We start from the raw sequence: 21,011 nt of genomic DNA, 5'->3' as shown, positions 1-21,011 counted from the left end.
CCGCCGCAATGAGTCAGCCTCGGACCATTCTCATCTGCGACGACGAAGAGGAACTCGCCAATGAACTTGGCGAATTCTTTGAAGGCAATGGTTGGAAGGTCGATGTCTGCGTGACCGGCATGGCGGCGGTCGAGAAGCTCCGAAGCGGGCTGGCCCCGCTCGTTCTGATCACCGATCTGCGGATCTCCGATTTCGACGGGGCGCAGGTCGTCGCCGTCGCGCGGGAACTGCCGGACAGCGAACGTCCCCTGATGACCATCATCATCACGGGCCATGTCATGGATACGGCGCGCGCGGGGGATTTCATGTGCGATTATCTTTATGTGAAGCCGGTCGATCCTGACGCGCTTCTGCTCACCATTGACGAGTTCCTGGCCACGCACCTCGCGCCCGACACGGGGAGCTGAGCGTGACGGCGGGCCCGTCATTCTTCGTCCTTGATGACGATGTCGAGTTTCGCGAGGCGCTGATGGAAGCTCTCGCCGCCTCCGGCTGCGTGGTCGAGGGTGCGGGCAATCCCATGGCGGTACCGCTCGCCGCCTTCGCGCGGGCTGACGTGCTGGTACTCGATCTCGCGCTCCCGTCCATTGACGGCTTCGGCATTCTCGCGCCGCTGGCGGGGCTTCCCCAGCCGCCGCGCGTCATCTTCATCAGCGGCAATGGCGAGGAATTGCTGCGCGCGGCGGGTGATCTCGGCCGGCTGACCGGCCTTACGGTGCTCGGCGCGCTGGAAAAACCCATCGAGGTGGAAGAGTTGCTCAGCCTTGCCCGACGCCCGACCACGCTGCCCGCCGGCGACTCGGCGCTGATGGCGCAGAATGCCGAGCAGATCCGCGAGGCGGTGGCGGCCGCGCTGGCCCGGCAGGCGCTGCCGGTCATGTTCCAGCCGCTGGTACGCGCCTCCGATCTCGGTTTTGTCGGCGCCGAGGCGCTGCTCGGCAATCAGCTCGACGGTTTCGGCTCGGTCAGGCCACCGCAGATCATTGCCGCGCTGGAAGAGGCGCCGCAGATGCTGATCGATCTCAGCTACCAGGTGCTCGATGCCGCCGCCGCGCTCTGCGCCCGCTGGACGGCGGCCGGTCATAATGGGTTGGTCAGCGTGAACATGCCGCTCCAGGTGCTGCTCACCCCGGATGCGGTGGTGCGTATCGGCGCGATCGTCGCCCGTCATGGCGTCCCGCCGCAGCGCGTGGTGCTCGAACTGCCGGAAGACGCAGTCTATGACAGCTCCGCCAGCGCCCTCACCACGCTGGCGCGCCTGCGTCTTGCCGGCTTCGGCCTGGCGCTCGACGATGTCGGGCAGCGTCAGAGCGGGCTGATGCAGCTCGCCAAGCTGCCGGTGACCGCGATCAAGATCGATCTGGAACTGCTGCGGCAGGCACGCGACTGGGCAAAGCCCCGGCGCATCATCGCCTCGCTCTCGGCGCTCGGCCACCAGCTCGGCCTGAAAGTGGTCGCCGAGGGCGTGGAGACGCGGGAAGATCTTGAGCGCGTCCGTAAAGTAGGGGTTGATTATCTACAGGGATTTCTTGTTTCCCATAAGCTGCCGGCTGACGGTATCATGGCGTTGCTCAACCGAGCCGACGATGGGTGCCTGTCAGTTAACGGGGGTATGACGGCCGCGTGATGAATGACGATCAGACGGAGAAGCCCCGTGTTCTCCTGGTGGATGACGATCCCGATGTGCTCATCGAATTGAGCGAGGGGCTGGCATCGCTCGGGTTGCCGGTGTTGACGGCCGAGACGCCGGTCGCGGCGATCGACCTTGTCCAGCGCAACGAACAGCTCCAGGTGGTGGTGACCGATCTCCAGATGCCGCGCATCGACGGGATCGAGCTTTTGCAAAAGCTGACCATGCTGCGCCAGAAGCGGCCGCTTGCCACCATCATCATCACCGGCCACGCCTCGCTCGACCGAGCGGTTGGCGCGCTGCGGTTGAACGCGGTGGACTTCCTGCAGAAACCCGTTCTGCCGGAGGAGGTCGCTCATTCCATTCGCCGGGCGCTGGCGTTGGTCGAGGACAGCCAGAAGGCGGCAGCGGCCGTTGCCAATGGCAATGGTGGTGGCGATGCGGTGCCGGCCAAGCCGGTCAACCGGCCCAATTACCTGAAGGCACTGGTGGCCGCGCGTGCCGACCGCGACGCCATCTTCCAGTCCGGCCTGTTCTCGGACCCGGCCTGGGACATGCTGCTCGACCTCGCCGTGGCGGAAGCGAGCGGACGTCCCATTTCGGTGACGAGTCTGTGCATCGCGTCGGGCGCCCCGACGACGACGGCACTACGCCGGATTGATGAGCTGAAGGAAGCGGGCCTGCTGGACCGCCGGCCCGATCCCATGGATCGCCGGCGCATCATCGTGGAACTGACCGATCTCGGCCGCTCCCGCATGGAGGCCTTCGTCAAGCGACAGGCCGAACGTCTCGGTCTGCCTCTGGATTGATCCGATTGCCGCCGGCCCGCGGGCTGGCGGCACCCTTCATCAGCCCACGAACTGGTAGCCGAGGTAACGCTTGGCGTCGATGACGTCGTAGCCGAGCTTCATGCGCAGCTTCTTGCGCAGCTTGCTCATGTGGCCCTCGACGACACTCTCGTCCACGTCATCGTTGAAGATGCCGTAGATGGTGTTGAAGATCTGGGTCTTGGTGACCCGCTTGCGGGCATTCTTCACGAGATATTCGAGGATGTGGCGCTCGCGGCGCGGCAGCGGCAGCGGCTCGCCGTCGATCTCGGCGTCACGGCCGTCGAAGAACACCTTCAGGCGGCCGGTGGCGGGCGTCTGCACCTCGGTGAGGGAATTGACCCGGCGCCAGATGGCGTCCGTGCGGGCGACGATCTCGCGGACATGGACGGGCTTGCGGACCACGTCGTCAATGCCGGCGGTGAACAGTTCCAGCGTCTGCGTCAGGCACTTCTGGTCGCTCAGCGCCAGGATGGGCGCGCGGCTGTGGGTGCGGATGACATCGGGATAGGCCGGGCGGCGCTCGAAGTCGCCGAGGAGGAAGCCTTCCACCGCCGCCAGATCCTGGTCCGATGCGGTCTCGATCCAATCCTTGAACTCATCCTCACCCAGGCCGAAACTGGAGAAGCCTTCGCGAGAAAAACTGGAAACGTAGCTTTCGGTGACCGTGGAACGATCATCAACGATAATGTACATCTTTGCACTCCCCATCGACTGACCTTGGCTTGCAGAGTTTTTTCTTTCCGAGCTCTGCAGCCCCGCCGTTGATGAAGTGAATAGGTCGGTAAATACATCCACTCAATCGTAGTTGCTTCGGATGTGGAGTACGTTCCGCGCCAGATTGGGTGCTAAAATGGAGTGAAATGTCGCAAAACGAATGGGGCGAATGTTGCAAAATGAAAACGCCCCCCCGCTGGCGGGCGGGAGGGCGTCGTGACCTGAGGTCCTGAAGGCCGGCGGATATCAGCCCTCGAAGACGGTCTCGATCTTGCTCTTCAGCGTCTGCGCGTTGAAGGGCTTGACGATGTAGTTGTTCACGCCGGCCTTCTTGGCGGCGATCACGTTTTCCGACTTGGCCTCAGCCGTCACCATGATGAACGGCAGAGCATTCAGGACCGAGTCATCACGTACCTGTTTCAGCAGCTCGTAGCCCGTCATGGGCTCCATGTTCCAGTCGGAAATCACGAGTCCGTACTGGCGCTCCTTAAGCTTCGCCAGGGCCTCGGCGCCATCGGCGGCCTCGTCCACGTCCTCGAAGCCTATCTGCTTCAGCAGGTTCCGGATGATCCGGACCATGGTCTTGTAATCGTCGACCACAAGAACCGGCATCGACAAATCCACGGCCATTCTTCGCTCCGTTCTTAAGCTGATGCGTGTTGCCCAATTACGGGGAACAGCCCCCGTCGTTGCTTTACCTTTTGAAACCGGTTGCTTGCGTGAGGCTTGCAAGGTGAAATGGGGGGTGCTTCACGGTGTGCCAAGTTCGCTTTATAGAATAATTCACACGAATACTGGCATTCTCGGAGATTAGTATGTCTTCCACTCGCCGACCCTTTCGCATCGAAATGAACCCTGTACAACCCAGCGGGTCGGAGCTTGCGGCTTCCATTCCCGTCGCGGCGCCGGCCCCCGCGCCGTCCTCTACGGCGGGGCCGATCGCCACCCAGGTGGAGCGCATTTTCGATGAGCTGCAGGCGCTTCGCGACACGCTCGCCCGCTTCAACCGCAACCGCAGTTCCGAGGTCGCCCAGAACGGCCCGGCCAAATCCATGTGGCTGGACATCGAGGCGATCCGCGAGGCGATCGACAGCACCAAGCACGAGCTCGCCTCGATCCAGACGACCAATGTGAAGGGTGCCCAGTTCAACCGCGCCACCGACGAGCTGGATGCCGTCATCGCCGACACCGAGGCGGCGACCGAGGACATCCTTCAGATGGCCGAGAACATCGACGGCGCCGCGGCGAGCCTGATCGAGGAGCTCGAAGGCTCCAAGAAGGCGACCGCCCGCGCCATCCAGACCTATGCCACCCGCATCTTCGAGGCGTGCAACTTCCAGGACATTAGCGGCCAGCGCATCCGCAAGGTCGTGCAGCTCATGATCTTCATCGAAGAGAAAATGGCGCGCATGGCGGAGATCTGGGGCGCCGAGCAGGAGATCGCCCGCATCGCCGAGGAGATCGGCGACAACCGCGAGGGCGACGCCGCGCTGCTCAATGGCCCGGCGCTGGCCGACGAGGTCAACGTCGTCTCGCAGAACGACATCGACTCGCTCTTCGCCTGATCTGACACTCCACCCGATCGAACCCGGCCGCGCGCCCTCGCGGCCGGGTTTTGTCGTTTGTACGCGAGCGAGCCAATCATGCGTCGCGCCGCCGCCGGCGGCCGCCGGAGGCGCTGACAGAGGCCTTAAATCAGGGGAATGGGATCAGGCGCAGAAGGCCTGCGACTGGGGCGTCCAGCTTCCGAAGCCCGAGCGCACCAGGTTGCGGATCACCGCGCAGACATAGCGCTTCTGCGCGGGGTTATTGTCCGGCCCGGCATTGTAGCGGGCGGCCGCCATGGTCCAGTTGCCATGGCGCTGTTTCAGCTCGGCGAGGAAGCGGGCGGCGTAATCGACGTTCCGCTCGGGATCAAACATCTGCGCCGGGCTGGCGAATTTCTCGCCGTGCCAGCGGTAATTGATCTGCATGCAGCCGAGATCGACCAGCGTGACGCCGCGGGCGCGATACTCGTCCAGCTTGCGCAGACCTTCGGCGGCGCTCGACGCGATGTAGCTCTTGCCGGCCGCATTCATGGCGTAGGGCTTGAGATAGCCGGCGCCCCCGGTTTCCGTCATGCCGACCGCGTAGAGGATCGCCAGCGGCACGCCATGGCGCACCGAGGCGTGCTGCATCGCCGCCTCGCAGGGCCCGAGCGCGCGGGCCGGCGTCACCGTGACAGCAAGGCTACTCAGCAGCGCCGTCGTCAGTATCGCGGTCAGCCGGGTTTTGTTGCTGGCGTTCGTCACGGCGTGCTCCGGAATGCGACTGGCGTTCGCCGGCATCCTCATCGGGAGCGCGCCAGGGGGTGGTGGGGGCCACGCGCACATCATGGCCGGTGAGGCCAGCGCTGGCGCTGATCGAAGTGATGGTGAGGTCCGCTGGCGCATGGCCGTGCTCGGACAGGCTGGCGAGCAGCGCACCGCGATCCTGCGCGAGCAGCTGTGCCGTCTCGGCGCGGGCCGCCTGCACGCGGATCTCGAGGCCGTCGCGGCCATTGCGCAGGCGCACCGTCACGACGCCCAGTTCGACCGGGTGAAGCTGGATTTCGAGAATGCGCACCGGGCCGCGCGCGGCGGTCTCGAAAGCGCTGCCACCACCGAAGGGCAGGGCGCCCGCCCGCTGGATCGCCGCGCCGACCTGCTCGGACGGTGTGCCGAGCACGGGGGCAAGAGAGGTCGGTGCTGCGGCCATTGTGGGGGTCGTGGCGGGGGCGGACGCGGCGCCGAGTGCGGGCGCCTCGACCGCCAGTGCCGCGCGGGCGTCCTCACGGCGCACCGCGCGGGGCGCCGTCTCCGGCATGACCGTCTCATCCCGCGCCGTATCAGGGTCAGGCGTCTCGCTGGCGGTGGCCGGGCGCGTCGGCTCGGCGCGCGGCAGGCGCGGTTCCGGCATGGCAGCAGCCGCCGTTTCCGGCAGGACGGGGGCCATTGCCGGGGCGAGGGCGGGCGCCGCTCCGGTGCTGGGGCTGTCGGGGATCTCGAAGGCGGGCGGGGTGCCGGCGAGCGCGACCTTCGCGGCCTCCACCGTTGTCACCGGAGCGAAATGCGTCTCACGCAGCAGGATGCGCAGCGGCAGCGGGTTGGCCGGTTCGGCCGCCTCCGGCGCTGGTTGCATCTCTACCGCGCCGCGCATCGGCGGGTCGATCAACCGACCGAGCAGCGTTTCGGGCGTCGCCTCTCGCATGGGCAGGCGGGCCGTCGCCGCGTTGGCCATCTCGGCGCCGGCGGTCGAGACCATCTCCACCACCTCCGACACGTCGTCCAGCAGCACGCCATTTCGCTCGCGCGGTGACGTTTCGGCCGGCGTCCGCGATGCCGTCGGAAGCGCTTCCTCGCTCTCCGGCAGTTTTGGGGCAGGGTTCCCGCTCAGGGCGGCCCGGGCATGATGGCCGGCTTCGGCATTCTCAGCATGCGGCGTCGGACGTTGGGGAGCGACTTCCTTCGTCTCCGGCAGGGCAGGCTCAAGTGCCAGGCCCTGCTTTGCCGACACATCCGGCGGCGTTGCCGCGCGCGGCTGCGCGGGCGTGTTGGCTGACGTGTTGGCGGACATCTTGGCCGGCGTCTCGGCGGACGGTTCCGCCGGCACCATGGCGGGCATGGCGGTGGGCTTGCCGGTATCATTGGCGGCAACGGGGTTCGCCGCCCGTGCCGGCTCGGGACGCGCGTCAGGTCCGGCGCGGTGCAGCAAGGCGTTCAGGCGGTCCATCAGCGTCGGCGCGTCGCTCTCCGCCTTCGGTGCCGCCGGTTTGGCGTCGGCGGCCGGTTCGGCATCGGCCGGTATCGCCCGCTGCGAGGTCTCGCCCTGCCGGTCCGGCTGGGGTGCTGGCTTTCCCGTAACGTCCGAGAGGGCGTTGAGCAGCTCGCCGAAATCGCCGCCGTCAGTTGCCTTGTCGGCGCGCGGGCGCGCGTCCTCGGAGGCATGGCCGGTTGCGGCCTGATGCAACAGGACCGGGATCATAGCGGCGCCTCCGCGAGGAGTTTCTCGGTGCTGCCCAGAAGATTGCGCGCCTTGCCGACCATGGCGCTGTCGTCGGCGGCCGCAGCCGCTTCGCTGCCTGTGCTCGCGGCGGATTCAGTTCCGCCGGCAGGGGCGGCCGGCGCGGCGGCGTCCGTCGCCGCGAGCGTCACCAGCCCTGCCTGCTCGATCGAGTTGACCACGGAGAGGGCGGTGTTGAGCAAAGCGAGGTCCGCATTGGCCAGCCGGTCGCGGCTCACCGCGCGCAGCTGGCGCCCGGCGGCTTCATACTCGGTCGCGGAGGCGGCCATGGCCGCGCCGCGATAGAGCGTGGCGCGCTGGGAATCCAGGCTGCCGACTGGCGCGGCCTTGAGCACGCGGTCGGCCGCCATGATGGCCGCCGCCGTCTTGCCCTGCACCACCGCGCCCTGCGCGATGATGAGCAGGATGTCGCGCCGGCCTTCCGGCTCGATGGGGCGCAGCACCCCGTCGAGGCGGTGGAATTCGTCCGCATTGTCGATGAAGCTCATGCGGGTGAGCGCGGCGGCGAAGCGCTGGCGGAAATTGCCGGCATAGACCGAATGGCGGAACCGGCCGAGATAGGTCGCGGTCAGCCGCTCGAAGGTGTCGAGATCGTTGGCCTGCGCGGCGATGAGGATGGCGCGGCGCAGCGCGCCTTCTTCCACCAGCGTGCCCGGCGCGAGCACGCGCGCCTGATCGAGCAGGAGGGCGGCGCGCGCCTGATCCTTGCGCACCCAGAGCGCGGCCTGCGCCAACGCGACCTGGCCGCCGAGGCTGGCGGGCAGGCTCCGCGCGTCGATTTCGCCGAGATCCTTGACCGCGTCGGCCTCGCGCCCTTCCACATAGGCGAGGGCGCCGCGCACCAGGCGCGGGTCGACGGCCGGGTCAGCACCATTGGCCAGCACGGTGCGCACCGTCTTCGGGCTGCCGCCGCTCAGCAGATAGAGCACCAGCGCCCGGGCATTGCTCGGCTCCTTCCAGGCGCTGACATCGACGCTGCGGAACTGCAGGTCGAGGGCCATGAGGAGCGCGTTCTGTTCGTCGAGCGCGTTGGGTTCGCCCAGCGCCATACGGTCCTGCAGGCGCTGAAGCTGGCGCAGATCGCGGAAGATCGGCGGCGGGGGCGGCGGGGGCGCTTCGGCCTTAGCCGCCGCCTCGCCCTCGCCCTTTGCGTCGCCGTCCGCTTTCGCGTCGCCATGGGCGGCCTCGCCGGCGGGCTCCTCCGAGCCGGTGAAGATGCCGGTGAGGGTGCCCATCGCGACCTGCTGCGGGGCAGGCCCGGAGGCCGCGCCGATCGGCGAACGCTCCGGCTCCGGCATGGCCGGCGCGGCGAAGGCTGGCGGGAAGAGCGAATTCAGCGGCGCACCGAGAATTTCCCAGGACAGCGTCGTCGCCGCGGGAGCGGGCGCGGCCGGGCGTGCCGCCGCGACCGTCACCGGGGCGGGCAGGGCCGGCTCGGCCGGCGGAACAAGAGGGGCCGAGGCGGCATCGGCATTCGCCGGGGCATCGGGCGCGGCGTTTGCGATGGCAGGGCCGGCAAGGGATGCGACCGCCTGCGCGGGCTCGGCCGGAGTCGTGCCGCCAGAATTCGCGTCGCCAGAAGCGGCTTCAGTAGGCGCGACTTCGCCAAGCGCCGTCGGGGCCTGCTGCATCTCGGCAGGGGAGGTATCGGCCGGGCTCGCCGACGCGACAGTGGGGGCGACATCCTCATAGGGAAGGGGACGGGCCGGCGGCAGCGGCGCGGTGGCGGGCAGGGCGAGGCGCTGGCGAACCGCTGCGGGCTTCGGCTGAGCTGCGCGCACGCCCGGCGCGAGCGGGATCGGCAGCCCCGCGCCGGGGCCGGCTGCGGCCTGCAGCGCGGCGGCGGCGTCGATCGCGCGCACATCCGCCCAGGGATCCTGCTGGGCGAAGGCGGTGGAGGACACCGCCATCAGCACGAGCAGCGAGGCGGTTCCGGCAAGCTGGTTCCCGGCGCGACGGAGCGCGCCCCTCTTCGCATGGGTCATGACGTGGGTTCCCGCAGAACGATTTCGATACGGCGGTTTTCCGGCGCGTTGGGATCGGCCTTGTTCTTCAGGTTGCGGTCGGCGAAGCCTTCGATCTTGCCGACGCGCTTGTCGTCCAGTCCGCCGCGCACCAGCATGTAGTGAGCGATGTTGGCGCGGGCGGCGGAGAGCTGCCAGTTGTCGTAATTGGCCGAGCGGAATGGGCGCCCGTCGGTGTGACCGCGCACGACGACCTCGCCCGGCCGGGATGCCAGCGTCTTGGCGATCTTGGCCATGGCGTTCACCAGCCTGCCGTCTGGCACGGCGGAGCCGATCGGGAACATGGTGAAGTCGATATCGTCGGTGAGGCTGATGACGATGCCGTCCTTGGTGCGACGGACGTCCACGCGCGGACCGACCGCGGTGCCCATGGCCTCGGCGATGTCGGCCTTGATCTCGGTCTCCAGCTTGCCGACGGTATCCGTCTTGCCGGACGCGTCGGCCTTGCCAGACGCATCGGTTTTGCCCGACGCATCCGCCTTGCCGGACGTATCCGCCTTGCCCGCGCCGGCCTGCTGCGCGCCCGCCGCCTCGGGCTTGGGGGCGTTCGCGGCGGCGGCACTGCCGGTGGACGGAGAGCCGGTCGGCGTGAGCGTAGTGACCCCGGCGACATCGACGGAGTCATCCGGGCCCATCTGCATCTCGGCAGTGGTGTCGGTCTCTTCGCCGGTACGCGGAGCGCTGGCGTCGGGCTTCGTGCCCTTCTGCTCGGACATGCCCTTGGCATCGGCGAGCTTGCGCGACTTGGGCGAGGAGTTCATCTGCCAGTAGACCGGATCGAACGGATCGCGGTGCTGCTCGCCGCTGCCCGCGCCGTCCGGCGAGATGTCGCCAATGGCGGCGTCCGGGGAGGTCGGGGTGTTCGGCGGTGCTTCGGCGGCGATCTGGGCGAGGACGGCATAGGGGTCCTGGAACAGCGTGCGCTCGGCCTTGCCCTGCTGCACGTCGTCGCCCGCGCCGGTGCCCTCGCCGGTGGTGTTCTTCAGGGTGGACGCGGCCTCGCCATCGGCCGAGGTGCCGAGATCCTTGATGTCCTCGGGGTCGTTGAGGCCCTTGCGCTCGCTGATCGCCTCCGAAAGGTTCACCGGATTGAAGTAGTTGGCGATGGCCTTGCGCACATCCTTATCGGTGACGTTGATCAGCCACATGATGAGGAAGAACGCCATCATGGCCGTCATGAAGTCGGCATGCGCGACCTTCCAGGCGCTCGAGTGATGCTCGTGCTCCTCGTCGTCGTGCCGCTTGATGATGATGAGCTCGTGCCCGCCCTCGGCCATTCTTATTCGTCTCCGGCGGTGGCGGCACCGAGCCGCGCCGTCCATGCCTGCATCTGGGTCTCAAGGGTTGTCGCCCCGACCGTGACGATCACTTCGCTCTGGCTGCCCGGCTCGAAGCTGACGGGCGCGCGCGGGTCGATCCGCGTGCGCAGCTCGTCGATCAGGTCGGGCGAGCCGGTCACGCGCATCACCGGGTTGTCGCTGCCGGTCAGCGTGTCATTGATCACGGCGGCCATCTCGATGAGGGCGCGCTCGCGCACGGCGGTCTGCAGGAACGGGCTGATGAGGCGGGCGAGGCTCTGCGCGAGTTCCTGGCGCAGCGCCTCCAGGCCGGAATCGATGGCACCGGCGAGCCGGTTGCTCTCCGAGTCGATCCAGTTCCGCCGCTCCTCGGCGACGCGCTGCTCGGCGCGGGCCATATCCTCGGTGCGCAGGCGCTCGAATTCGACGCGGGCATCGGCCGCCCCAGCGCGACGGCCCTCGGCCGCAGCCTGGGCGGCGATGGCCGCGAGATCGGGTCCGGAGCTGACGGCCGGTTTGGGCGGGGCGATCGCCGGAGCCGCGGCGGGCTTGATGAGCGGCGTGGGAGGAACGTCCTTGGCCGCCTCGGTGCCCGGACGGCGGGGCATGCTGTGCGAGAAGTCGGGAAGATGACCGATCAGCATATGCATCAGGCACGAACCTCCTGCTGCAGCCACTGCCGGAGGATGGCGGCGGCCTGCTCCTCATCGAACTCGACGATCTGTTCCAGCCGCTTCTGCGGCGAGCGGTTCATCTTGCTGGTGAGATCCTCGATGAGGTTCACCGGCTCGATCACGCCAGGGGTGCCGCTGCCTTCCGGTGCGGGAAGCTCGCCGGCGGCAAGGCTGCCGGGGCCGGCCAGCATGGCGGCCTCGATGGCTTCGGCTTCTTCCGGACGGGCGACGATGGCGCGCACCGCCGGCTTCAGGCCGAACCAGATGAGCAGAGCGGCGACGATGAGGATGGTGGCGGCGTTCACCAGCGTGCCGGCCTGGCGCATCATCACGTCGGTCCAGCTCAGCGGGGGAACCGGCTCCAGCTCGCCATTGCCGGCGGCGAAGGCGACGGCGGAGACCTTGAGCTTGTCGCCGCGCGCCTTGTCGAAGCCGGCGGCGGCGCCCGCGAGCTGCTCGATCTCGTAGATTTGCGTCTCCAGCGGCACCGCTTCCTTGGCGTCGCCCGCCGCGACCAGCCGCTCACGATTGACCAGGATGGCGATGGACAGGTTCTCGACCGTGAAGCCCTCGCGCACCGTCTCGGTGCTGCGCGAGGAGATTTCGAAATTGGTCAGTTCCTCGCGGCGGTTGTTCTCTTCATTGGAATTGTTGCCCGCACCGCCTGCGCCGCCCGCCTGCTGCTGCGGGATGTTCTGCTGGACGGAGGTGGCCTGCTGCTGCGAGCGGTTCTGCGAGGTGCCGGTCTCCTTGATGACACGCACCGAGCGCTCGGTCTTGGAGGCGGGATCGAAGGTCGTCTCGTTCATCGTCACGCGGTCGGTGTCGAGCCGCGAGGAGACGCTGATCTGGAAATTGTCGATGCCGAGATAGGGCGTGAGGGCGCGGCGGATCTTGGCCTCGGTGTCGCGGTTCACCTGGTCCTGAAGCAGCGCCTTCTTGCCGCCGGCGGCGTTGGACGGATCGTCGCCCGCCGCGAGCACGGCGCCTTCGGTGTTGAGGACGGTGACCGAGTCCATCTTCATGCCGGGCAGGGCCGCGGCGACGAGATGGCGGATGGCGTCGGCGCTGGAGGCGTCGGCGGCGGCCTCGGTGCGGATGACGACGGAGGCGGAGGCCTGCTGCTGCTCGCGGCGGAAGGAGCCGCGATCGGGCAGCACGATGTGCACGCGGGCGGCCTTGACGCCCTTCATCGTCTGGATGGTGCGGGCGAGCTCGCCCTCGAGCGCGCGGACCTTGGTGATCTCCTGCATGAAGGAGGTCAGGCCGAGCGAGTTCATGTCGTTGAACAGCTCATAGCCGGAGCTGGAGCTCTGCGGCAGGCCCTTCTCGGCCAGCAGCATGCGGGCGCGGGCCGTATCGGCGGGCGCCACCAGCACGGCGGTGCCGTCGGAGTTCACATCGAAGGTGACGCCGGCATCCTTGAGGGCCCCGCCGATGCGGGTGACATCCTCGCGGTTGAGGTTGGCGTAAAGCGTCTCGGTGGCCGGGCGGCTGAGGAAATAGGCCCCAAGGGAGATGGCGGCGAGGACGGTCAGGCCGATGAGGCCGAGCGCGATGAGGCGCCGCGCACCAAGCTGGCGCAGGTTGCTCAAGAGCATCTCGATCTGCTGGCCACCGATCATCGGCTATCCGCTCCATCCCCGCTATCTCCCGCCATCATGGCGGCAGTTCCTTGGTCTCGCGGCGTGACGCCCCGGGGCGGGGGCCCGGGGCGTCAGCTTCGACGGTCGCGTCGTTCCCGGGGGGCGTGGGTTCAACGCGGGTCGGCGCGGGGTGCCGCGCAAGGGCAGTGCCGGGCTGGGGTACACCGACTGCCCGAGGACACCATGCGCCGGCGAGCTTGCCTGGAGATTGCGTGGCGCGGCCGTCGGGAGGCGAGGCGGCGGCGGGCCGTAAAAAAGAAAGGCCACGCTCCGGGGGCGGGAGCGTGGCCAGTTGCGCCGCGAACGGCGGGAGACACACTTAGGAGGGCCGAAGCCCCGTCATCAGCCGCGGAAGAGGCTGAGCACGCTCTGCGAGCTGGAATTGGCGATACCGAGCGACTGAACGGCGAGCTGCTGCTGGGTCTGCAGCGCCTTCAGACGGGTCGACTCCTCTTCCATGTTCGCGTCAACAAGAGCGCCGATGGCGCGGTTGTTGGCGTCCTGAAGAGCCTGCACGAAGTTCGTCTGCGACTCGATGCGGCTGGCCGTCGAGCCGAGGCTCGTCGACGCGTCGGTCAGGTCGCTCAGGGCGGCGTCGACGATCGAGGTGTAGTTCGCGATCTTGTCGAGGTCGGCCTGGCTCGAGGTCAGGGACGAGACATCAATGTCCATGATCGAGCTGACGGTGGCGGTACCGCTGTCGGTGGCGGCCACGCGGGACTTGTCGAGGATGCCGAGGCTATCGGTACCCGAGGCGCCCAGCGAGTTCTTCAGCGCGAGAACCGCGCCGTCGAGAGCCGTCTTCTTCGCGGTTTCCGCGGTGGCAAAGGCGGCGTCGCGGGTGTTCTTGGCCGTCGCGTAGGCGGCATCACGGGCGGCAACAGCCGCGGCGTCCATGGCGCTACCAGCGAAGGTCGTATCCGCGGTACCAATCGCCGTGTCGTAGGCGGTGGTCGCCGTGGTCTTGGCCGTGGTGTAGGTGGTCGTCGCCGTGGTGGCCGCGGTGGTGTAGGTCGCCGACGCGGTGGTCACGGCGGCGTCAACCGCGGTGTGAACGGTGGAGTTGTCATCGAGCAGCTTGAACGCGCTGGTGTCGATGTCGATCGTGTCGACCTGCACCGAATCGCCGGTGCGGGAGAACGACGCGACCACCGCCTTGGTGGCATTGTAGTTCGCCGCGCTCGAGTCGACCGCCAGCCAGTTGCTGCCGGAGATGACCGTGCTCTGCGCGTTGTTCTTCAGCTCGTTCAGCAGGCTGCCGATTTCGGTCTGCAGCTTGGCGCGGTCGGCGTCCGGGGACGCGGCCGTGATGAGCTTTTCCTTCACCTTCTGCAGCGCCGTGCGAACGGTATCGAGACCGGTGTTGACGGTATCAACCGAAGACTTGGCGAGGCCGAGGGAGTCCTTCACCGCGCCGAGCGCACCGTTGTCGGAGCGGGTCGTCGTGGCGATCGACCAATAAGCCGCGTTGTCGGACGCCGAATTGACGCGGAGACCGGTGGAGACGCGGTTGTTGGTCTGGTCGAGGCTCGAGTTGATCGTCCGCAGGGTCTGCAGGGCAACCATCGAGGAGGTGTTGGTCATCAGGCTGGTCATGACGAAATGTCCCTTTGTGTGGAGATAGAGGTTTCAAGGGGACATACCGGGCTGAAACCGGCATGGCAGAAGCGGCATCATGCCTTTGGCGGAGGCCCCACTCGGGGCGGCCTCACCTGCGGGCCCACCTGGGGGCCAGCAGTCAATCTGCCATGGCGTGACCCTCGCATGGCGGGCTTGCGCGAAGCTTGCAGTGCGGACGCCATGGAAATTCCCGGCGCGCGGCCAAAGAAAAAGGGCGGTCCGCCTGCGCGAACCGCCCCCCGGAAGGCGCCCTCGGGCCCTTGCCGACTACTCGCTAATAGAAGGAACGCACCAGCCCGCCGACCAGCAGGTTCCAGCCATCAATCAGGATGAAGAAGAGGATCTTGAACGGCAGCGCGATCACCGCCGGCGGCATCATCATCATGCCCATGGACATGACCAGCGTCGCCACGATCATGTCGATGATGAGAAAAGGCAGCATGATCAGGAAGCCGATTTCGAAGCCGCGGCGCAGCTCGGAGATCATGAAGGCCGGGATCAGGATGCGCAGCTCGACATCTTCGGGCGCGGTGCTTGTGGCGGCCTGTCCATTGGCGGCGGCAAGATCGGCGAAGGTCTGGAGATCCTTCGGCCGGACCTGCGAGAGCATGAACTCGCGGAACGGGGCGGCGACGCGCGTCAGCGCCTCCTGCTCGGAAATCTCGTTGGCGGTCAGCGGCTGGATGCCGTCCTTCCAGGCGCGGTCGAAGGTCGGGCCCATGACGTAGAAGGTCATGAACAGCGACAGCGAGATCAGCACCAGGTTCGCCGGTGTCGATTGCAGGCCGAGACCCGAGCGCAGGAAAGACAGGGCGATGACGATGCGGGTGAAGCTCGTCACCATGATGAGCAGGCCCGGCGCCAGCGACAGCACGGTGAGCAGGGCGATCATCTGCACCATGCGGCCCGAGGCGGCCCCGCCGCCGGCTTCGTTCAGAAGCTCCGACAGGCTCGGCGTCTGCTGGGCGAGCGCAGGCATGGCGAAGACGAGGCCGGCAAGGAGCGCCAGCCCGCCGACAAGTTTGCGCGGTGTCATTGCACCACCAGCGTTTCGATCACCAGTTCCTCGACGTGACCTTCCGAGCGCATGCGGGCGCGCTCATTGAGGTCTTCGCGCAGGTGAATAAGGCCGCTCGGGCCTTCGAGCTGGCTCAGCGGGATGGTGCGCAGATACGCCATCACATCCTCGCGGATCTGCGCGGCGGCGATCTGTGGGTTGGGCAGCGAGCCGTTCTTGTAGATGATCGAGGCCTCGATGCGCACGAAGGTGCTGCTCGGCGCGGCGAGGTTGGAGACGATGGGCTTGAGGCTTTCCATCATCATTTCGGGGTTGGAGTAGCGCAGCGGCGGCTTTTCGGGCTCGGCCGCTTCCTGCTCCTTCGCCTTCTCCGTCACGGCCTTCTCGACCGTGGAGGCGAGTTGGATGCCGAGACCACCACCACCGGCGGCGGCTAGGAGTGTCAGGACGCTGAGCGCCAGGATCACACCGAGCTTGCCGCCCCCGCCTTTGCCTTCTGCCTTGACTGCCTGTGCCATGGTGGCCCCCGCCGGTTGATGGTTCGTCAGAAAGGAACGACGGCGTCGTAGATGCGCTGGCCCCAGGCCGGCTGCTGGACGTCGTTGAGCCGGCCGCGGCCGGCGTAGGAAATGCGGGCTTCGGCGATCCGGTCATAGGCGATCTGGTTGCCGCCGGTGATATCCAGCGGGTTCACCATGCCGGCGATCGTCAGCACGCGGACTTCGTAGTTCACCAGGATCTCCTGCGAGCCCCGAATCATCAGGTTGCCGTTCGGCAGCACCTCGGTGACCACCACGGCGACCGAGAGGCGCAGCTTCTCGGAGCGGTCGATGGAGCCCTTGCCCTTGGCTTCGGTGTCCGACTTCATGGTCAGCGAGCCGGTGGCCGAGCCATAGCCGCCGGCCCAGCCGTAACCCTCGGCGCCGGCACCGATATCGAGCCCCGCATCCTGCGCGGATTTGCGCGAGCGGCCGGTCTCGTTGTCGAATTCGGCCTTGTCGTCGAGCGAGATGTCGACCTTCAGCGTGTCGCCGACCTTGGTGGCGCGGATGCTGCGGTAGAGGCTCTGGCTGCCCTGGTCCCAGGTCGAGGCGAAGCTGCGCGAGGGCGGTGGCGGGTAGGCCATCGGGATCGGATCCGCCTGCGCCTGGATGCCATAGCCGACCGGCGTGAGCGACGGGCCGTTGGCCAGACTGTCATATTTGTTGGTCTGGCAAGCGCTTAGCCCGAGGGCGGCGAGCGGCAGGAGGAGCAGTCTCATGACGATTTGCCCTGGCTCGCGGCCTTCGCCTCATTGGCCCGCTTGGCGATGCCGACCATGACGCCGGTGAGGCGGGCGGCGCGGGTGGAGTCCATCTCGTTCATGATGGCGCTGGCGACGCGCGGGTTGAGCTTGGCCAGGATCGCCGCGGCCGGGTCGTCGCCCATCACGGTGAGCTGGGCGGCGGCGGCGTCCGGGCGCATCTGGGAGATCACGGCGATCACCGATTCATCTGCCTTGCGCAGGAATTCCTCGCGGCGCGTCAACCACTTCTCATATTCGGCGCGCTTGGCCTCGAGCTGCGCGATGCGCTCATCGAGATCCTTCTCCATCGCCTCGATCGACGCCTTCTGGCGGGCGAAGCGGGCGTCGCGGGCGGTGTCGATGAGGCTGGCGCAGTACTGCTCGGTGTTGCTCAGATTGGACGGCATCGGCACCGACGGAACCGGCGCCTGGGCCGGCAGCGCCTGTACCGGCGCGGCGGGTTTGGCGGCGGCTTCGGTCCGGCCCTCGTGGAGTGTCAGTGCAGTGAGGGGGACAGTCAGGCCGATGAGGATCAGAAAAGAGCTGCCCCGGCCGCTGAAGCCGCGCGTCGGCAGGTGGACCGGCCGGCGGGAGCGCACGGGGACCGGGACCGGCTCCTGCCCGCCCCAGCCTTCCTCGTCCCCGACCGAATGGCGGTTGGCGAAACACAGCGCCGCCGAGACGAGGCCGAAGGCTCCGCCGAGGATGAAGATGAACAGGTGCGACAGAACGGTCACGATGCTCATGGGCGTGGCTCCTCGATTGTGTGGCGGCGACAGACCAGTCGGCAGGCTGGGCGATGGCTGAGCGGTCGGCCCGGGGGCCGGCCGCGGATTACTGGACCACCAGGTCCGCTTGCAGCGCGCCGGAGGTCTTGATCGCCTGAAGGACAGCGATAATGTCCGTCGGCCTCATTCCCATACGGTTCAGACCTTGCACGAGGGTCTCCAAATCGGGGCCCCGCACGACGGCGAGATAGCCGCCATCCTGCTCGATGCCGATATCGGTACGCGGCACCACGACGGTCTCGCCGTCGGAGAAGGGGGCGGGCTGGGAGACTTCGGGCGTCTCGGTGACGCGCACCGTGAGGTTGCCCTGGGTAACGGCGACGGTGGAGATCTTCACATTGCGCCCGATCACCACCGTGCCGGAGCGCTGGTCCACCACCACGCGGGCGGGGGTGTCCGGCTCGATCGGCAGGTCGCCGATCATGGCGAGGAAGCGGGCGGGGTTCATCTGCGGCGGGCGCTGGACCACGACGCTGCGCAGGTCGCGCTCCTGGGCGAGCGGCTTGTTGGGGCCGCCAAGCTTGCCATAGTCGAACTTCATCTTGCCGAAGCGGGCATTGATGACGTCGGCGACGCGGGCGGCGGTGGCGAAATCCGGGTTGTTCAGCTCGAGCACGAAGCTGGTCAGCTCGTTCAGCACGCCGGGCGCGGGCTTTTCCACCAGCGCGCCATTGGGAATGCGGGCGGCGGTGGGAATGCCCTGGGTGATGCTCTCGGCCTGGCCCTCGGCGGTGAAGCCGGTGACGGCGAGCTGGCCCTGCGCCACCGCATAGGTCTGCCCGTCGGCGGCGGTGAGCGGGGTGAGCAGCAGCGTGCCGCCGCGCAGCGAGGTGGCATCGCCCATCGAGGCGACGTTGATGTCGATGCGCGAGCCGACGCCGGCGAAGGCCGGCAGGTCGGCGGTGACGGCGACGGCGGCGACGTTGCGCGCGCGCAGCGGAATGCCGCGCGTGCTGATGCCGAGCCGGTCGAGCATGGACTGCATGGCCTGCTCGGTGAAGGGCGAGTTGCGCAGCGTGTCGCCCGTGCCCTGCAGGCCGATGACGAGGCCATAGCCGATGAGCTGGTTCTCGCGCACGCCCTGCACCGAGGACACGTCCTTGATGCGCGTCGCGGCGCTGGCGCTGGCGAGGCCGGCGAGCACCAGCAGGGTGGCGGCGAGGAGGCGCTTCATTTGCCGCCGACCTTGACCGAGCCGTCCGCCTGCACGATGCCGGTGACGATCTTGCCGCTGTCGACGTTCTTCAGCCGCACCATCGTGCCGACGGTGGCGGAATCGAGCGGCACGCCCATGGCGGTGATCGTCAGCCCGTCCTGCTCGAAGCGCAGCTCGGTGGCGACGCCGCGCGTCACGACCTTGGCATCGCCGACGGCCGCGACCGGCACGGCATTGCCGGCCAGCAGCACACGCCGGGCGACCTTGCCGACGAGCTGGCCGCGATTGACGGCGATCGGGTATTCGCTGGTCACATGGGCGGGGAAGGACTTGTCCACCAGCATGGAGTCGGTGATCGTCTCGCCGGGCGCCACGGTGGTCGCGGCGACGGGGAGCATGACCTGCTGCGGCAGCGGCGCGGCGCCGAGCGGCGGCGCGGCCGGGGCGGCGCCCGTCGGGGGCGCCCAGTCGGCGATGGCCGCGCTGTCGACCCGACTATCGGCGATCGAGGCGGCAAGCGCGCCACCGGCGAAAGCGAGCACGCCGAGGGCAAGCACGCCGACACGGGCGAGCGCAGGGGAGAGGGCACGCGCACGGGCGGCGCCCCCGAAATGCCGACGCATGGCGCGGTTCCTTTGTTGGAGCATTTTCGAGCGAAGTCGATTCCGGTTCGCGTGAAGAAAATGCGTCAGAACAATAAGCTGGGGCTTTTCCGGTGAACCGGAGTTCACCGGAAAAGCGCTAGCGGATGCCCTTGGAGACCGTGGCGGCCATCTCGTCGGCGGCCTGGATCACCTTGGAGTTCATTTCATAGGCGCGCTGGGCGGAGATCAGCTCGGTGATCTCCTTAACCGGGTCCACATTCGAGGACTCCAGATAAGCCTGATGGACCTTGCCGAAGCCGGCGTCGCCGGCGACGCCGGTCACCGCCGTGCCGGAGGCGTCGGTCTCGCGGTAGAGATTGTTGCCGATAGGCTCCAGCCCGCCATCATTGGGGAAGTTGGCGAGGGAGAGCTGGCCGAGAAGCTGCGGCGCCGCCTGGCCGGCAACCTTGGCGTAGATCTGCCCGGTCTCGTTGACGGCGATCTCCACCGTGTTGGCGGGGAAGGTGATGGCCGGCTCGACCACATAGCCGTCATTGGTGACCAGCTCACCGGCCGGGCCCTTGTTGAAGGAGCCGGCGCGCGTATAGACGGTCTCGCCGGTCGGGCTGGTGATCTGGAACCAGCCGCGCCCGTTAATGGCGAGGTCGAGCGGGTTGCCGGTCTGGGTGAGCGGGCCCTGCATGTGCAGGTTGCGCACGCCAACCGTGCGCACGCCGAGGCCGACCAGCGCGCCGTCCGGGATCGGCAGGCCGCCATCCACATTGGGCACGCCCTGGGCGCGTTCGGCCTGGTAGAGCAGGTCGGCGAATTCGGCGCGCGCGCGCTTGAAGCCCGTCGTGTTGATGTTCGCGATGTTGTTCGCGATCACTTCCACATTGGTCTGCTGCGCGCTCATGCCGGTGGCGGCGATGGCCAGTGCTCTCATGTCGCTATGTTCCTCAGATCGCCATCCGCGAGATTTCCTGATAGGCCGCGACAACCTTGTCGCGGACCGCGAGCGCGGTCTGCAGCGTCTGCTCGGCGGTCATGATCGTCTGCACGACATGAGCGACGGACGCCTTGCCCTGAATGCCGCTGATGGCGGTGGCTTCCGCCGCCTTCAGCGAGTTGACCGCCTGGCCGGAGACATCGGCGAGGATGTCGCCGAAATCCGTGCCGGAGACGGACCGGCTGGGGGCAGCCGCCGCGGCCGGGCCGGTCGCGTGCGACGCGGCGGTGCCGGTGGTGCGGATCGGGGTGAAAGAACCAATTGCGTCAAGCATCATCCAGCCCTCAGCAGGTCGATGGTCTGGGAGATCATCGAACGGGCCTGTTTCATCATCTGGAGGTTGGCGGAGTAGGAGCGACCGGCTTCACGCAGGTCCGCCATTTCCACCAGCGGGTTCACATTGGGCATCTTCACATTGCCGTTGGCATCCGCGGCCGGGTTGCCGGGATCATGCTCGACGGCGAAGGGGGTGTTCTGGTCGGTGCCGAGCTGGCTCACCGACACCTGCGAGGCGCCGAGGCCGCGCATCGGCTGCGCCGCGAAATGCACGGTCTTGCGCATATAGGGCGAGCCGCCGGGCGTCGTCGCCGTGGAACGGGCGTTGGCGATGTTCTCCGAGGCGATGCGCATGCGCAGCGACTGGGCTTCCATGCCGGAGCCGGCGATGGAGGATATCGACTTGAGGGGATCGATC

22 protein-coding genes are annotated in these 21,011 nt (G+C 67.7%); 4 read left to right on the top strand and 18 right to left on the bottom strand.

Annotation, left to right across the window (positions count from 1 at the left end; all coding sequences use genetic code 11):
* Positions 1-8 precede the first annotated feature (8 nt).
* The 3 genes from AncyloWKF20_RS12385 to AncyloWKF20_RS12375 are packed head-to-tail and all read left to right on the top strand — an operon-like array spanning position 9 to position 2,439.
* On the top strand, positions 9-407 hold the full coding sequence (locus AncyloWKF20_RS12385; RefSeq protein WP_279314361.1) for a response regulator: 399 nt from the start codon (positions 9-11) through the stop codon (positions 405-407).
* A 2-nt stretch (positions 408-409) separates the two neighbouring features.
* Complete coding sequence (locus tag AncyloWKF20_RS12380; RefSeq protein WP_279314360.1) at positions 410-1,627, top strand: EAL domain-containing response regulator; 1,218 nt, start codon at positions 410-412, stop codon at positions 1,625-1,627.
* Positions 1,627-2,439, top strand: a complete 813-nt coding sequence (locus AncyloWKF20_RS12375; RefSeq protein ID WP_279314359.1) for a response regulator — start codon at positions 1,627-1,629, stop codon at positions 2,437-2,439. Before AncyloWKF20_RS12380 ends, AncyloWKF20_RS12375 begins: the two co-directional genes overlap by 1 nt.
* Positions 2,440-2,478: 39 nt before the next feature.
* Here AncyloWKF20_RS12375 and AncyloWKF20_RS12370 read toward each other — a convergent pair whose 3' ends face one another.
* Positions 2,479-3,153 carry a response regulator transcription factor gene (locus tag AncyloWKF20_RS12370; RefSeq protein ID WP_279314358.1) on the bottom strand — a complete coding sequence of 225 codons (675 nt, stop codon included), beginning with the start codon at positions 3,151-3,153 and terminating at the stop codon, positions 2,479-2,481.
* A gap of 267 nt (positions 3,154-3,420) precedes the next feature.
* Entirely contained in the window at positions 3,421-3,804 is a 384-nt protein-coding gene (locus tag AncyloWKF20_RS12365; RefSeq protein ID WP_267585134.1) for a response regulator, read from the bottom strand.
* Positions 3,805-3,989: 185 nt separating this feature from the next.
* Here AncyloWKF20_RS12365 and AncyloWKF20_RS12360 point away from each other — a divergent pair, with 185 nt between their 5' ends.
* A complete protein-coding gene (locus AncyloWKF20_RS12360; protein ID WP_279314357.1) occupies positions 3,990-4,739 on the top strand; it encodes a protein phosphatase CheZ in 750 nt (249 codons plus the stop codon).
* A 144-nt stretch (positions 4,740-4,883) separates the two neighbouring features.
* Here AncyloWKF20_RS12360 and AncyloWKF20_RS12355 read toward each other — a convergent pair whose 3' ends face one another.
* The 16 genes from AncyloWKF20_RS12355 to flgC form a co-directional block, all read right to left on the bottom strand.
* A complete protein-coding gene (locus AncyloWKF20_RS12355) occupies positions 4,884-5,414 on the bottom strand; it encodes a lytic transglycosylase domain-containing protein (RefSeq protein ID WP_279317960.1) in 531 nt (176 codons plus the stop codon).
* The gene (locus AncyloWKF20_RS12350; protein WP_279314356.1) at positions 5,404-7,176 is read right to left on the bottom strand and encodes a flagellar hook-length control protein FliK; all 1,773 of its coding nucleotides are present in this window, start codon (positions 7,174-7,176) and stop codon (positions 5,404-5,406) included. Before AncyloWKF20_RS12350 ends, AncyloWKF20_RS12355 begins: the two co-directional genes overlap by 11 nt.
* Complete coding sequence (locus AncyloWKF20_RS12345; RefSeq protein ID WP_279314355.1) at positions 7,173-9,200, bottom strand: hypothetical protein; 2,028 nt, start codon at positions 9,198-9,200, stop codon at positions 7,173-7,175. Before AncyloWKF20_RS12345 ends, AncyloWKF20_RS12350 begins: the two co-directional genes overlap by 4 nt.
* Positions 9,197-10,516 (bottom strand): MotB family protein, encoded by a 1,320-nt coding sequence (locus AncyloWKF20_RS12340; protein ID WP_279314354.1) that lies wholly within the window; start codon positions 10,514-10,516, stop codon positions 9,197-9,199. The genes AncyloWKF20_RS12345 and AncyloWKF20_RS12340 overlap by 4 nt, the downstream gene beginning before the upstream one ends.
* A 2-nt stretch (positions 10,517-10,518) precedes the next feature.
* On the bottom strand, positions 10,519-11,187 hold the full coding sequence (locus AncyloWKF20_RS12335; protein WP_279314353.1) for a hypothetical protein: 669 nt from the start codon (positions 11,185-11,187) through the stop codon (positions 10,519-10,521).
* Positions 11,187-12,836, bottom strand: coding sequence for a flagellar basal-body MS-ring/collar protein FliF (gene fliF / locus AncyloWKF20_RS12330; protein WP_279314352.1), 1,650 nt, complete (start codon positions 12,834-12,836; stop codon positions 11,187-11,189). Before fliF ends, AncyloWKF20_RS12335 begins: the two co-directional genes overlap by 1 nt.
* A 363-nt stretch (positions 12,837-13,199) precedes the next feature.
* Complete coding sequence (locus tag AncyloWKF20_RS12325) at positions 13,200-14,453, bottom strand: flagellin (RefSeq protein WP_279314351.1); 1,254 nt, start codon at positions 14,451-14,453, stop codon at positions 13,200-13,202.
* Between the two features lie 298 nt (positions 14,454-14,751).
* Positions 14,752-15,456 (bottom strand): flagellar type III secretion system pore protein FliP, encoded by a 705-nt coding sequence (fliP, locus tag AncyloWKF20_RS12320; RefSeq protein WP_279317959.1) that lies wholly within the window; start codon positions 15,454-15,456, stop codon positions 14,752-14,754.
* Positions 15,457-15,509: 53 nt separating this feature from the next.
* Entirely contained in the window at positions 15,510-16,013 is a 504-nt protein-coding gene (locus tag AncyloWKF20_RS12315) for a flagellar basal body-associated FliL family protein (protein ID WP_279314350.1), read from the bottom strand.
* Positions 16,014-16,039: 26 nt separating this feature from the next.
* Positions 16,040-16,756, bottom strand: coding sequence for a flagellar basal body L-ring protein FlgH (locus tag AncyloWKF20_RS12310; RefSeq protein WP_279314349.1), 717 nt, complete (start codon positions 16,754-16,756; stop codon positions 16,040-16,042).
* Positions 16,753-17,526 (bottom strand): MotE family protein, encoded by a 774-nt coding sequence (locus AncyloWKF20_RS12305; protein WP_279314348.1) that lies wholly within the window; start codon positions 17,524-17,526, stop codon positions 16,753-16,755. Before AncyloWKF20_RS12305 ends, AncyloWKF20_RS12310 begins: the two co-directional genes overlap by 4 nt.
* Before the next feature lie 88 nt (positions 17,527-17,614).
* Positions 17,615-18,742, bottom strand: coding sequence for a flagellar basal body P-ring protein FlgI (gene flgI, locus AncyloWKF20_RS12300; protein ID WP_279314347.1), 1,128 nt, complete (start codon positions 18,740-18,742; stop codon positions 17,615-17,617).
* Positions 18,739-19,347 (bottom strand): flagellar basal body P-ring formation chaperone FlgA, encoded by a 609-nt coding sequence (gene flgA / locus AncyloWKF20_RS12295; protein ID WP_279314346.1) that lies wholly within the window; start codon positions 19,345-19,347, stop codon positions 18,739-18,741. Before flgA ends, flgI begins: the two co-directional genes overlap by 4 nt.
* Positions 19,348-19,465: 118 nt before the next feature.
* Positions 19,466-20,254, bottom strand: coding sequence for a flagellar basal-body rod protein FlgG (gene flgG / locus AncyloWKF20_RS12290; protein WP_279314345.1), 789 nt, complete (start codon positions 20,252-20,254; stop codon positions 19,466-19,468).
* Between the two features lie 13 nt (positions 20,255-20,267).
* On the bottom strand, positions 20,268-20,591 hold the full coding sequence (locus AncyloWKF20_RS12285; protein ID WP_279317958.1) for a flagellar hook-basal body complex protein FliE: 324 nt from the start codon (positions 20,589-20,591) through the stop codon (positions 20,268-20,270).
* The gene (flgC, locus tag AncyloWKF20_RS12280; RefSeq protein ID WP_279317957.1) at positions 20,591-21,010 is read right to left on the bottom strand and encodes a flagellar basal body rod protein FlgC; all 420 of its coding nucleotides are present in this window, start codon (positions 21,008-21,010) and stop codon (positions 20,591-20,593) included. The genes AncyloWKF20_RS12285 and flgC overlap by 1 nt, the downstream gene beginning before the upstream one ends.
* Between the last annotated feature and the right edge of the window lies 1 nt (position 21,011).

The sequence above is a fragment of the Ancylobacter sp. WKF20 genome, assembly GCF_029760895.1.
In the GTDB taxonomy this organism is placed as follows: Bacteria; Pseudomonadota; Alphaproteobacteria; order Rhizobiales; family Xanthobacteraceae; genus Ancylobacter.
The sequence above is the reverse complement of the archived record's forward strand: the minus strand, read 5'-3'. Positions and strand labels throughout refer to the sequence as shown.